We start from the raw sequence: 13,061 nt of genomic DNA, 5'->3' as shown, positions 1-13,061 counted from the left end.
CCACTTTCGCAGCGCGTTGATCTTGGCTCACGCAGCGTTTAATGTGCTTAGATCCACCTTGATGAGGTTCCGCCCTGCGTGCTTAGCTTGATACAGCGCCTCATCCGCACGTTTCAATGCATCGCGAAAATCGCGGTCTCCCGACCTGAAGGCGCTAATCCCGCAAGAGGCTGTGATCCGCACCCCCAAGAGCTCGGCCCCGCCTGGCCCATCACTGCTTCGCGGTAGTCTGATTTGCTGCACGGCGTTGCGCACACGTTCAGCCATGGCGATGACATCGGCGCGTTTTTCGATCTTTAACAGCACCATGAATTCATCGCCACCCCAGCGTCCGGCGCAGTCTTCGATCCGCAGGTTATCGCGCAGAACTTTCCCGACCTGACTCAGCACATAGTCACCAGCCAGATGGCCATAGGTGTCATTGATTGCTTTGAAATGATCCAGATCGAGCATCAAAACTGCCACTTTGCACTGCTTGTGCTGAAAGCGTGCCCAGCGATCTTCAAGCATCTTTTCCAGCCCGCGCCGGTTTAAAACCTCGGTCAGCGTATCCGTTATCATTTTGCCTGACATGTTGATCAACAGCTTGTGCCGGACATGCCGCGCCTCTGAATCAATCCGGGCAGAGCGGAAAGCCGCGAGGATGATGCTCCAACTGATAATTGTGATCAGGGCAGCGTCAATCTGTCTGTCCATCATGCTAAGGTCAGCCGACATGCGAAAATAGACTGCGGCCAGCAGGGGAATAAGCGCACCAGCCGCGATCTGCCACCGCAGCCGACACCCGATCTGGTTTTTTTGCAGCACAAGGCGGAGCATCGAGTGGCGGGTATGCAGGGTGAGCGCGGCCAGCGACAAGGGCAGCAATGTCAGCGCTGTCGACCAAGCCATATGCCCACCAAAAAAGCTGACCTCGTTCACCAGTGTGACAAAGCCGTTGAATGTCATGACGGTGGCAAAGATTGCGGCGCCAAACGACAGGTTACGATAGAGGTTCCGCGTTAACACGGCGATTGACAGGGCCAGCAAGATCAGACCGGTATCGCCCCCCATATTTCCCGCTGCGGAGATGCCGAACAGCGCTGACACGCGTTCGTTCAAGGTCTGCACCAAAAGCGGGAGACGGTCCGGTTGCCATAATGTGGCGAGTGAATCGAGCAGGATCATCACCACCACGATTGTTGGAAATTTCCACCAGAACGACAGCGATTTTCCGGGCCGCAGTAAAAGAAAGGCTACTCCCAGCAAAAGCAGCGCGAGCGTTGTCATGGCGGATGTGGCAGCACCCGCTGGCCCAAGATCAAAAGCTTCAGGAAGGTAGCCAAAATTGGCCGCCGTCGTCAGCAGCACGAAGATAATGGCACATGCGCCCAAATAGCGCCGAGCAATGACCACAGGGCGTGCATAAGTTCCAGTCACACGCGGCTTGTCCGAGACACGTCGTCGCGGCAGAGGTTCAATTAAGCTGGTTTCAATCATCATCGGTCCTAAATTCATGCACCTTTCGTGACGACCGGGCAGGTAAATACCACCGCCCGTCAAAATGACCTTTTAGATCGCGCCTGTTCGAAAAATGGGCGCATTCTACTTACATTCTACGTTCATCGTTGCGCACCGATATGAGGTGCCAGGGTTGGCTTAGTGGCACGAAATAGCTGCCTCACCGAACCTAGATTGGAAGTGACGGGGTTTCCGTCATGTATCGCCTTAGTGACGTGCGAATAAATCGCGCAGTTGATTCCATTACGAACTTGAATTTCCGCCCGCAGCACACGCATAACACGAACAAACTAATCCATACACCCCAAAAATGGTTAACTCACATGATCAGTTCCAGAGTCGCAGCGCAAGATTACACCATGTAATACAGGGGTTTTCGCAAAGCTGCTGCGGACGGCTGGATAACCACCACGGTGACGCATGCGCCGGATACACCCAATCATTGAGCATGTATGGGTAAAGCACGCCCGCACATTCGGGCACTGCATTTACTTGTTTGCGACCAGCGCGATCCGATGACCTGAGGTCGCGGTTACAGTCGCAGCAGAATTGCACGCTTCAACCGCGACAAAGGGATCTCGGTCTATTTCAACACGGTTGCGCCCGGCATTTTTGGCCCGGTAAAGGAGCGCATCGGCCCGATCTATTGCATCAGAATACCCACGATCCCCTTGTGCAAAAGCGCTGATTCCGAAAGAGGCCGTGACCTTCAAATCAGCCGTCTCTGCCAAATCAGCGATGTCCGGCAACAGATCGTATAGTTTAATTTGCGCAATCGCCATACGCAGACGCTCTGCCAGAACATTCACTTCTGTCAGGTTTTCAACATGTAAGAGCAGGACAAATTCTTCCCCGCCCCACCGCCCGATCCGGTCCCCTAACCGCAGACTGTCGCGCAAGATTTCACCGGTGCGGGTCAGCACCCGATCACCTAATAGGTGACCACAGGTGTCGTTGATCCGTTTGAAATGATCCAGATCGAGCATCGCCACCGCATAAAGCTGTCCGTTGCGGCGATACCCCGACCAGCTTTCTGCCAACCGATCCTCTAGCCCGCGCCGGTTCAATGCTCCGGTCAACTTGTCCGTCACGGATTGCGCCGACAGTCGCGAGATCATGTTGCGTTCCCGCTGCCACAGATCGGCATGGGCCCGGTCGTTGCCAAGTAGATAGAGAACGATCACCCAACTGATGGCCGAAACGATAATTGCGTCAAGCTGGCTATCAAGGACGACGCCATCGCCAGATAAACGCAGTAAAATGCTGGTAAGCGACGGGATCGACAGTGCCGCCAAAATCTGAATGCGCAACCGCCGCCCAGCTGCGCCCTTCAGCAACACCCTGCGCAGGATGGGGTGGCGCGCATGCAACGTCAGCGCAGCAAGCGACAGCGGCACCATGCAGATGACCGTTGTCCACGCCATGTGACCACCAAAGAAACTGATCCCATTGAGCAATTGAACAAGGCTTTCAAAGGTCACAAACACCGAAAAGACCGTTGCATAAAGGGATATTTTACAGTGTTTTTTACCTGCAAGCAGGGTGACAGTCAGCGCCAGCAGGATTAGGCCGGTATCCGGGCCCAGATGGCCGCGGACCTCTAGCCCCAGTGCCAAAACCACCTGGCGATTGATGTATTCAGCAATCAGCGGAATGCGGTCAGGATCAAAAAATGTCAGCAAGGATTCCAATAGAAGCAGGCACAGCATCAGTGCAGCGCCTTTCCAAAACGTCGGAAGCGGTTTTCCGAAACGCCGCTGCACATATCCGAAACCCACCAACAATATTGACGCGAATGTCATTGGTGAGGTGGCCGCATCGCCGGGTCCAAAGCTGATGGACCACAAAAAGCCCAGCATCGCAGTGATCACCACCAGAAAAATCGCAAGCAAACCAAGCCAAGGCCGTGCGAGAATGGCCACACGTGTATACGATCCAAGATACGTTTGATTGGGATCGTCCGTTTCGGACGGATCACCTGAGAGATATGAATCGGTCATTCTACGAAACCCTATTCAAAAAGATTTATTCAAAAATGGGCCACCGTAGGATAATTATCTGTAAAATCGCGCTGTGAAATTGATTTGTAAATCTCGAAAATTTTCGAGATTAGGTCGTTAAAATAAGAGTAATATTTATCTCATAAATCGTCGGAGAACGCGTATCATACGCTGCCCTCGCTGGCTGGTATCACGCGCAGCGCGACGTTCCTCTGGCGTCATGTCTTCTGGGTTGCGGCCCCGGTGCGCCGCCCGGTTCATCAGCCCGCTCAGCCCGTGACGCATCAACATGCGCATCGCCATATTCATAATCCGTTGCATTTTTCTCTCCACTCTCAGTAATGGTTAAATGTAGGTGAGCCGTAGCCGGGATCAAATCAGCAACTCCGCTGACTTCGACGCAAATTGTATGCGTTCAGGTCGCGCAGACTCACTCGTCAAACAGTTCGCTCTGATCATCGTCTTCGTCTGTTCCGTCTGTGGCTTCGGTCAAAGCAGCGCCAGCACCGGGCGGTGGCCGGTTTTCCAGTAGCCCTGCCGCACGCAGTTCTTTGAGCCCCGGCAGATCGCGCGCATTTTCCAACCCGAAATGGTCCAGAAACCCTTGCGTGACCACAAATGTCACAGGCCGGCCCGGCGTCATCTTGCGCCGCCCCAGCCGGATCCATTCCATTTCGATCAGTTGATCCACCGTGCCCCGGCTGACGCTGACGCCGCGGATTTCCTCGATCTCGGCCCGTGTTACGGGCTGATGATAGGCGACGATCGCCAGAGTCTCAATCGCGGCGCGGGACAGTTTGCGCGTTTCGATCGTTTCCTTTTGCATCAGAAAGCCAAGATCGGGCGCGGTGCGGAAGGCCCATGCATTGTCGATCCGCACGATATTCACGCCGCGCCCTTCGTAGCGTTTGCGCAGATGCGCGATTGCCTCTGCCGGGTCACAGCCATGTGGCATCCGGCCTGTCAGTTCGGTGACCGTCACCGGGTCCGCTGTCGCAAATAGGATCGCTTCGACCATACGTTCCTGTTCGCCCATCGGCGGCGCCTCGAACAGGCTGTCATTCTCAGGCTTACTCATCACGCGGTTCTCTCTTACGGATCTGGATCGGGGCGAAGTTTTCGCCCTGCCGGATTTCGATCTTGCCTTCCTTGGCCAGTTCAAGCGAGGCAGCAAAGGTCGCAGCGGTGGTGGACCGGCGGCGCTGCGGGTCCGCGTCCCAGCCATCGGGCATATAGCTGGAAATATCCGTCCAGTCGCCCGCAAAACCGATCAGCGTTCGCATCCGTTCCAGCGCCTGTTCCATCGTCATGACATGCTGGCGATCCATGACAAAGGGGCGGAAATCGTCACGGGTGCGGATACGTGCATACCCCTGCATCAGGTCCAGCAAGGTTGCTGTATAGGTCACGCGGCGCACCCGCTGCACATCTTCGGTGATACCCCGCGCAAAGAAATCACGCCCCAGCTGGTCACGGGCCATTAACTGCGCGGCTGCGTTACGCATCGCTTCCAGCCGCTCCAGCTGAAAGGCAAGGTGTGCGGCCAGTTCTTCGCCCGACGGCCCCTCTTCTGATGGATCGGGGGGCAGCAGCAGACGCGACTTCAGGAAGGCCAGCCAAGCCGCCATCACTAGATAATCCGCCGCCAGTTCCAGCCGCAACTGCTTAGCTTTTTCGATAAAGGACAGATACTGCTCGGCCAATGCCAAAATAGAGATTTGGCGCAGATCAACTTTTTGGGTCCGCGACAGGGTCAGCAACAGGTCAAGCGGGCCCTCAAAAGCACCGACATCAACAATCAGCGCCTCCGCAGCCATGCGTTCGCTTACACTGACCGTGTCTTCCTGAAACTCTTCGCCCTGCATCTGCCCTCAGCCTAGTAGCGCTGTAAGTTCGGCTTCCAGACTGGGGATGTCAATGTTTTCAGGGGCGCGCCGTTGCGCCAGCGCGCGAATTGCGCGAGTCTGCGCCTGCGCGGTCATCGCGCCTGCGGCATCAGCGACCGCTGTCATCTCTTTTTGTTCGCCATTGCAGTGCAAGATGACATCGCAGCCCGCAGCGATTGATGCGGTTGCACGCTCTGCCGCGGTGCCGGAAAGCGCGTCCATCGACAGGTCATCCGTCATAATCAACCCGTCAAATCCGATATCTTCGCGGATCACCTGCATCATCCGGGGCGAGGTCGTGGCCGGCGCATCCGAATCAATGGCAGAGAAAACGATATGGGCCGTCATGCCCATCGCGATATCGTTCAGCGCCTGAAATGGTGCAAAATCACGTGCCTTGAGCGCCGCTTGCTGCGCCGCGACCGTGGGCAGATCCTTGTGGCTATCGACCGCGGCGCGGCCGTAACCCGGGATATGTTTCAGGACCGGCAGCACGCCGCCCGCAAGATGCGCATCCGCACAGACACGGGCAGCAGCCACGACAGTATCGACATCCGCACCATAAAGTCGGTTCCGCAGCACCGGATGTGTTGCATCCTCGACCAGATCCGCCAGAGGGGCACAGTTCACGTCGATTCCCACGTCATGCAGCTCTGCCGCGATCAGCCGGTTACGAATCCATTGCGCACGCAGAGGATCACTGGCGCGGGTCATCTGATCCAGCGCAGGCAGGTGATCCCGCCAATGGGGGCTGCGCATCCGCTGCACCCGCCCGCCTTCTTGATCAATCAAAATCGGCGCATCGCGCCCCACCGTTTCGCGCAGCGCGTCGGTCAGCCGTCGCAGCTGATCCGGCGTGTCGATGTTCCGCCCAAACAGAATAAACCCAAGCGGTTGCACATCACGGAAAAACCCGCGCTCCCAGCCGGTCAGTGCCAGCGCTTCTGGTCCGAAAATCGCGGCGGTCGGCGTCACCTAGTCAACCACCACAGCAATGCAATCCGCGCCTTCGGCCTCAAGCGCGGCGCAGAAACGACGGGCATCGGCCCGGTCGTCAAAGCCGCTGGCACGCAGACGATACCATGTGCCGTTGGATTGGTTTGCAACCTGAATGACACGGTCACGCCCGCTCATCAGTTGACCGAAACGGCGCTGCAAGCGCGTCCATTCTTCGCCAGCAAGATCGGGCGACCGAAAGGCACCAAGCTGGACAAGGTCTGTCCCTGCGGGGAAAGCCACGGTGCTGACAGCGACGTCATCAGCGCTTTGCGCTGCAACAGTGGGCGCAGCACGGCGCAAGACCGCCGGACGAATGACCGGACGCAGCGAGCGGGCGACGCCGGGTACAGATGCCGCGATCTGTTGCGGCGCGAAGGGTTCCACCCCATCGGCGATCTGGTCTGCTAGCGCAATAATATCATCGGCGGTCAACGCCGCATTTTCGGCAGTGACGGGTGCATCGGCATCCGCAATCGCCGGGCTCACCCGTGTCTGGGCAAAAGCACGCGGTTCATCCGCTTCGGCCATGGGCTGCACATCAAGGTCTTCTTGGGTCAGCCCTGCCGTCGCGGGTGCCAGCACCAGACGATCCTCTGGACCGCCGGCCTCACCTTCTGCGGCGACTTCATTGACTGAAAGCCCAACATGCGACGCCACATCACCGCCCGGATTATCGGGCGCGACCCGCATTTCGCCTGCCATGGCGCGCACCACGGGGATTCCGCTGACATCACGCATAATCAGCTTGTAGCCCCAAAAACTGACACCGGCGATCAGCGCCAGTGACATTGCGGCTCCAGCATAGTTGACGAATAAACCGGCACGCGACGCGCCACCTGAAGGAACGAATCCCTCTTCATAAACTGCCATATCTGCCTCACTGCCCGTGCCGTTTTGGCTTCGTGGGTCGTTGTTTTCTGCTCGACCCCGGCAGCGGTGCGTTTAGCGCATCTCTTCCGCCGGAGTGACGCCAAGGATACCAAGACCATGCGAAATAACAATCGCTACGGCGCGAATCAGGGCAATTTTCGCCTGTGTTGCATCTGCGTCACCCTCTTGCACAAAACGCAATGTGGGTTGATCATTTCCCTTGTTGTAAAGCGCGTGAAAGTCCGAGGCGAGGTCGTAAAGATAGAAGGCCACACGGTGCGGTTCGTGACTTTTGCTCGCAATCTCAATCAGGCGCGGCCATTCGGCCAGCTTTTTGATCAGCGCCAGTTCGGACACATCTGTCAGCCCGGACAGATCAACGCCAGTCAGCTCTGCGTCGCCAACCTGCGCAAACGCGGCGGCCTTCTTTGTCGCCGAATTAATCCGCGCATAGGCGTAGTTGACGTAGAAAACCGGGTTGTCCTTGGACTGCTCCAGCACCTTGTCAAAATCGAAATCAAGCGGCGCATCATTCTTGCGGGTCAGCATATGGAACCGGGTCACATCCGGGCCAACCTGATCGACCACATCGCGCAGTGTCACAAAGGTCCCTGCCCGCTTGGACATTTTAAACGGCTCACCGTTCTTGTACAATTTCACCAGCTGGGTCAGTTTAACATCCAGCGGCACTTTGCCGTCTGATAAGGCAGAGACTGCGGCCTTCATCCGTTTCACATACCCACCGTGATCGGCGCCAAAGACGTCAATCAGCTGATCATAGCCGCGCTTTACCTTGTCATAGTGATACGCGATGTCGGGCGCGAAATAGGTCCAGGCCCCGTCCGATTTCTTGACCGGCCGGTCCACGTCGTCACCATGAGCGGTCGATTTGAACAGGGTCTGCTCGCGCGGTTCCCAATCTTCAGGCAGCTTGCCCTTGGGCGGCTCTAGCGTGCCGAGATAGATCAGACCCTTTTCATCCAGTTCCGCAATCGCCTTTTCGATCAGGCCAGTGCCATAAAGCGATTTTTCGGAAAAGAAACTGTCCATCCGCACATTTAATTGCGCAAGATCTTCGCGGATCAGGTTCATCATCGCGTCGGTGGCAAATTCCCGGACCTCGTCGAGCCAGAACTGTTCGCCCTTGTCGATGAACTTGTCACCCACCTTGGCCTTCAGCGCATCGCCGACATCGATCAAATAGTCTCCGGGATAGCTGCCCTCAGGCCAATCGACGCTCAGGTCATGCGCTTCGAGATAGCGCAGATAGACCGACCGGGCGAGCACATCGACCTGCGCTCCACCATCATTGATATAATACTCACGGGTCACATCATAGCCCGCGTAGTCCAGCAGGCTGGCCAGCGCATCGCCAAATACGGCACCACGTGTATGGCCCACATGCAGCGGACCGGTCGGGTTGGCCGACACATATTCGACCATGACTTTTTCGCCCTGCCCCATGTCAGACTGGCCAAAGCTGTCATCGGACAAGACCGTTTTGATCACCCCCTGCCAAACACCCGGCTCCAGCCGCATGTTCAAAAAGCCTGGCCCTGCGACCTCTGCCACGGTGATCATCGGATCATCAAGCAGCTTGGCCGCCAATGTCTCTGCAATCACCCGCGGGTTCATTTTGGCAGGTTTGGCGAGCACCATCGCCGCATTGGTGGCCATATCCCCGTGGGCCGGATCGCGCGGAGGCTCGACCGTGACGGCTTGCATAGCCAACCCTTCGGGCAGCGCGCCTTCGGCCACCATCTGATCAAGACAGGACAGCACGCGGGTGCGGATATCAGCAAAAAGATTCATGGTCATCCTTCGGTCCCGGCAGCGGGCATAATCTTGTGTCCGCCGGGTTTACCACCCTATCGGCGCAGGTCAATGGAGAGCGGCTGTTGAACCCGGCAGCGGCCACTGTCGGGTAAAGCCTTTGACCCCAGGACAAGATCACGTCATGAATTACGGATTTACCGGAAAAAGATACGATATGCATGATAACGGATATTTCGACGAAAGCGTTGCACAGGTCTATGACAGCGAGCACGGCAACAGCGATCCGGCGCTGATCGCAGCCACCGCGCAGGTCTTGTGCAAATTGGCCGCCGACGGACCCGCCTTGGAATTTGCAATTGGTACAGGACGGATCGCGCTGCCTCTTCAGGAACGTGGCGTACCAATCCAAGGGATCGAACTATCCGCGGCCATGGTCGCGGAGATGCGCAAAAAGGAATGCGGCACACCGATACCCGTCGCGATTGGCGATATGACTACAACCCGCGTCGCGGGAGATTTTGCGCTAGTCTTTCTCGTTTTCAACACCATCGACAATCTGACCACGCAAGAGGCGCAATGCACCTGTTTCCGCAACGCCGCCGCGCACCTACGGCCCGGCGGTCGCTTTGTCGTGGAAACGCTGATCCCGCCTCTTCAAAAAATCCCTTACGGCGAAACCACCCATGCCTTTGCATGCACCCCGGATCATTGGGGCATTGATGTTTTTGATAGCGCCACGCAGCAATATACATCAAACCACATGCGCACCAAAAATGGGAGGGTCGAAACCCTGACGATCCCGTTCCGCTACACGTGGCCGTCCGAGCTGGACCTGATGGCGAAACTGGCAGGGCTGGAGCTGGAACACCGCTGGTCGGACTGGCACAAGCCCCATTCACACATCTGAGCCGGGCGCATATCTCGACTTGGCGCAAACCATTCAGACCGGCAGAGACCCCGCCGTCCCGGACTTGATCCGGGACCTCTACCTTTCGCTTAGGTATCTGCGGGAGGCTGTTCGCGCGGCGTCGCTTCGGGCGGGCGCAGCGTGATCAGGCGCATCTCCGGCACCGGCTTGAATTCATCCTCTGCGGTCAGCAGTCTGATGTCACCCGCAGGTGAAATGCGTCCGAACAGATACGATTCCGGCTGTTCAGCGCGCCAATCATCATATGTGTAAGCCTCGGTCAGGCGCGTTACCCGAAAGGTCCAGCCTTCGCGCATCAGCCGCTCCAAGCCAGCGTGGGTTTCCTCGGCCCCGAACCGGCGGCCGCCCAATGTGCTGGGCAATTGATGCCGGGCACTGTCATTTTTCTGGCGCTTGACCTGAAACACATTTTCGCGCCCGAATTCCGGCGCAAGGTCGGTGGCCACAAGGGTGTTATAGGCATCATTGTCAGTCGCCGCCACCAATGTGGCATAGCTGACCAGTTCCAGCCGTTGCTCGGCAGCCTCTGATAGGATGTCACCGGAAAAAGTCGGTACGCCCGCGGTGCGGGCGGACCGCAAATGCCCGAAATTGGGATCGGTCATCAGCACCGGGATATCCGCCTTACGCAGTGCCTCGGCGAAGGCGGTGGTCCACCGTGCGCCACCTACGATGATCACACCCGGTGTTTCCTCACCCGCCAGCCCCAGCCAGCGCGCGAAAGGGGCTAGCGTGAACCCATGCAGGACAACGGTCACTGCCACAAGCACAAAGGCCAGCGGCGAAATCAACGCGGCGTCTTCAAAGCCAAGCCCCAGCAAGCGATCCCCGAACAAGCCTGCAACCGCGATCAGAACGACACCGCGTGGCCCGGTCAAAGCGACAAGCAGCCGCTCGCGATAGGGAATGCCCGACCCGATCAGCGAGGTAAGCACCGTCAGCGGACGCGCCACGAAGATAACCAGCAGTACAAAGGCAACCGCCCGGATATCCAACTGCCACAGCGTGTCAAAATTCAGTCCGGCGGCCAGCAGGATAAACACACCCGACACCAACAGAACCGTCGCATGTTCCTTGAAACGTCGCAGTTCTTCGTAGCTGGGCAGGTTCGCATTGGCGATCACGATACCCATGATCGTCACAGCCAGTAGCCCGCTTTCATGCAAGGCGGTATCCGAAACAGCAAAGACCGCTAGCAATGACGCAAAAAGCACCGGCACCTTCATGTACTCAGGCACCCAGCCGCGCTTGAAACAGCGTGCAATGCCAAAGCCACCCGCCAACCCAAGCAGCGTCGCAACACCGATCCCAAAGGCCAGATCCCAGATCGCAGCTCCGACCGTTGTTGTGGTGTTCAGAACCAGAACAACTTCAAACGCGAGAACAGCGGCCAATGCACCAATCGGATCATTGATGATTGCTTCCCATTGCAGCAGCGCGGCGGGTCGTTTCGACAAGCGCGCGGTGCGCAACAGTGGCGCGATAACGGTCGGTCCGGTCACGATCATGATCCCGCCAAAGGCAGCAGAGCTTTCCCAGCTCAGCCCTGCCGCATAATGCAAAGCAAGTGCAGAGGTCAGCCAGCCCAGCGGTGCGCCGACAAATATCAGACGCCTGACCCCGATATCCGCCCCACTCAAAGAGTGGAAATTCAAGGTCAGCCCGCCTTCGAACAAGATGATGGCAACGGCAACCGTGATCACAGGGCCCAACAAAGCGCCGATATCGCGGGCGGGATCAAAGACGCCAAGCACTGGCCCAACCAAGATCCCCGCGACCAGCATCAACACAATGGCCGGCATACGCAGCCGCCACGCCAACCATTGTGACCCCACACCCAATGCACCTACCAGCGCAAACGCCATTACCGGCGCCATTGCGTCGCCTGCTGCTTCAACTGCCATCAATCACCCCTGCTGGAATTTCTTCGCCGCCAATCAGACGTTTATGTTCATGAATTGCAAACCTGTCGGTCATCCCTGCGATGTAATCCGCCACCATCCGGGCGAGCGCCGTCTCGTCCGGCGCATCGGCCACATCCTTGCGCCATTGCTTGGGCAGTTCATCGGTATGGGTCATGAAGAACGGAAATAGGTCATTAATCATCTTCGTCACCACCACACGCATATCAACAACGGCGGGGGCACGATACATCCGCTCGAACAGGAACTTGCGGATAACGTTCAGATCAGCCCAAAGTTCCGGAGAAAACTGCACCATCATCCGACCTGCGTGGCGGATGTCATAGGCAGAGCCGGGATTGCACGCTTTCAGGTTCTGGCGGCTGACGGCGATCACATCCTCGACCAGCACACCAAAGAAGCGGCGCAGCGCCTCGTGACGCCGACGGTAGTAGTTCAGGCCGGGGTATTTCGCGTCAACACGCGCGAAGCAATCGTGCAGCACCGGCAGCTCTGCCAGATCATCTGTGCTGAACAATTCCGCGCGTAGCCCGTCATGCAAGTCGTGGTTATTATAAGCAATATCATCGGCTAGGGCTGCTGCCTGCGCCTCTGCACTGGCATGAGTATGCAGTTCCAGATCATGCCGCGTGTTATAGGCGGCCAGCGCATAGGGGATATTCCCTGTGACAGGCCCGTTGTGTTTGGCAATACCTTCGAGCGTCTCCCATGTCAGGTTCAGCCCGTCCCATTCCGCATAATGCCGTTCCAGGTTTGTGACGATGTGCAAGGCCTGCGCATTATGATCAAACCCGCCATAGGGCTGCATCAGCGCATCCAGCGCCTCTTCTCCGGTGTGACCAAAGGGCGTGTGGCCCAGATCATGGGCCAGCGCCACCGCTTCGGTCAGTTCCACATTCAGATCAAGCGCCGCCGCGACGGTGCGCGCCACCTGTGCCACCTCGATCGAGTGTGTCAGGCGGGTGCGGAAATAATCACCTTCATGCTCGATAAACACCTGCGTCTTATGCTTGAGACGGCGAAAGGCGCTTGCGTGGATGATCCGGTCCCGGTCCCGCTGGAACGGGGATCGGAAATGACTTTCTTCTTCGGGATAAAACCGCCCCCGTGCATTTGCGGGATCAGTCGCATATGGCGCTGCCATGTCGATTGCCTGTCTTGTTCGTTTTGCCTGCCCCCC

Annotated in this window: 10 protein-coding genes; 1 reads left to right on the top strand and 9 read right to left on the bottom strand. The window is 57.5% G+C overall.

Features of this window, described 5'->3' with window-relative positions; all coding sequences use genetic code 11:
* Positions 1-27: 27 nt before the first annotated feature.
* From ACJ5NV_RS09090 to argS, 7 genes are all read right to left on the bottom strand, one after another.
* Positions 28-1,482 (bottom strand): GGDEF domain-containing protein, encoded by a 1,455-nt coding sequence (locus ACJ5NV_RS09090; RefSeq protein WP_411643351.1) that lies wholly within the window; start codon positions 1,480-1,482, stop codon positions 28-30.
* A 506-nt stretch (positions 1,483-1,988) separates the two neighbouring features.
* A complete protein-coding gene (locus ACJ5NV_RS09085) occupies positions 1,989-3,500 on the bottom strand; it encodes a GGDEF domain-containing protein (protein WP_411643350.1) in 1,512 nt (503 codons plus the stop codon).
* A gap of 430 nt (positions 3,501-3,930) precedes the next feature.
* Positions 3,931-4,578 carry an SMC-Scp complex subunit ScpB gene (gene scpB, locus ACJ5NV_RS09080; protein ID WP_411643349.1) on the bottom strand — a complete coding sequence of 216 codons (648 nt, stop codon included), beginning with the start codon at positions 4,576-4,578 and terminating at the stop codon, positions 3,931-3,933.
* Positions 4,571-5,365: a segregation and condensation protein A gene (locus tag ACJ5NV_RS09075; RefSeq protein ID WP_411643348.1), complete on the bottom strand. Its 795-nt coding sequence runs from the start codon at positions 5,363-5,365 to the stop codon at positions 4,571-4,573. Before ACJ5NV_RS09075 ends, scpB begins: the two co-directional genes overlap by 8 nt.
* A gap of 6 nt (positions 5,366-5,371) precedes the next feature.
* Positions 5,372-6,361 carry a glycoside hydrolase family 3 N-terminal domain-containing protein gene (locus ACJ5NV_RS09070; protein WP_411643347.1) on the bottom strand — a complete coding sequence of 330 codons (990 nt, stop codon included), beginning with the start codon at positions 6,359-6,361 and terminating at the stop codon, positions 5,372-5,374.
* Positions 6,362-7,255: an SPOR domain-containing protein gene (locus ACJ5NV_RS09065; protein ID WP_411643346.1), complete on the bottom strand. Its 894-nt coding sequence runs from the start codon at positions 7,253-7,255 to the stop codon at positions 6,362-6,364.
* Positions 7,256-7,327: 72 nt separating this feature from the next.
* The gene (gene argS, locus ACJ5NV_RS09060; protein WP_411643395.1) at positions 7,328-9,067 is read right to left on the bottom strand and encodes an arginine--tRNA ligase; all 1,740 of its coding nucleotides are present in this window, start codon (positions 9,065-9,067) and stop codon (positions 7,328-7,330) included.
* Between the two features lie 178 nt (positions 9,068-9,245).
* On the opposite strand from argS, the gene ACJ5NV_RS09055 reads away from it, so the two are divergent.
* Positions 9,246-9,938, top strand: coding sequence for a class I SAM-dependent DNA methyltransferase (locus ACJ5NV_RS09055; protein WP_411643345.1), 693 nt, complete (start codon positions 9,246-9,248; stop codon positions 9,936-9,938).
* A gap of 89 nt (positions 9,939-10,027) precedes the next feature.
* Here ACJ5NV_RS09055 and ACJ5NV_RS09050 read toward each other — a convergent pair whose 3' ends face one another.
* Both ACJ5NV_RS09050 and ACJ5NV_RS09045 read right to left on the bottom strand, forming a co-directional pair.
* Complete coding sequence (locus ACJ5NV_RS09050) at positions 10,028-11,863, bottom strand: cation:proton antiporter (RefSeq protein WP_411643344.1); 1,836 nt, start codon at positions 11,861-11,863, stop codon at positions 10,028-10,030.
* Complete coding sequence (locus ACJ5NV_RS09045; RefSeq protein WP_411643343.1) at positions 11,853-13,025, bottom strand: deoxyguanosinetriphosphate triphosphohydrolase; 1,173 nt, start codon at positions 13,023-13,025, stop codon at positions 11,853-11,855. Before ACJ5NV_RS09045 ends, ACJ5NV_RS09050 begins: the two co-directional genes overlap by 11 nt.
* Between the last annotated feature and the right edge of the window lie 36 nt (positions 13,026-13,061).

The organism is Loktanella agnita (assembly GCF_046640325.1).
Classification (GTDB): Bacteria; Pseudomonadota; Alphaproteobacteria; order Rhodobacterales; family Rhodobacteraceae; genus Yoonia; species Yoonia agnita.
This window is presented reverse-complemented; position numbering and strand designations above follow the sequence as displayed.

Excerpts from the sequence above, each read along its gene's own strand:
- ACJ5NV_RS09090 (WP_411643351.1), bottom strand. The coding sequence starts at position 1,482 with ATGATGATTGAAACCAGCTTAATTGAACCTCTGCCGCGACGACGTGTC.
- ACJ5NV_RS09085 (WP_411643350.1), bottom strand. The coding sequence starts at position 3,500 with ATGACCGATTCATATCTCTCAGGTGATCCGTCCGAAACGGACGATCCC.
- scpB (WP_411643349.1), bottom strand. The coding sequence starts at position 4,578 with ATGAGTAAGCCTGAGAATGACAGCCTGTTCGAGGCGCCGCCGATGGGC.
- ACJ5NV_RS09075 (WP_411643348.1), bottom strand. The coding sequence starts at position 5,365 with ATGCAGGGCGAAGAGTTTCAGGAAGACACGGTCAGTGTAAGCGAACGC.
- ACJ5NV_RS09065 (WP_411643346.1), bottom strand. The coding sequence starts at position 7,255 with ATGGCAGTTTATGAAGAGGGATTCGTTCCTTCAGGTGGCGCGTCGCGT.
- argS (WP_411643395.1), bottom strand. The coding sequence starts at position 9,067 with ATGAATCTTTTTGCTGATATCCGCACCCGCGTGCTGTCCTGTCTTGAT.
- ACJ5NV_RS09055 (WP_411643345.1), top strand. The coding sequence starts at position 9,246 with ATGCATGATAACGGATATTTCGACGAAAGCGTTGCACAGGTCTATGAC.
- ACJ5NV_RS09050 (WP_411643344.1), bottom strand. The coding sequence starts at position 11,863 with ATGGCAGTTGAAGCAGCAGGCGACGCAATGGCGCCGGTAATGGCGTTT.
- ACJ5NV_RS09045 (WP_411643343.1), bottom strand. The coding sequence starts at position 13,025 with ATGGCAGCGCCATATGCGACTGATCCCGCAAATGCACGGGGGCGGTTT.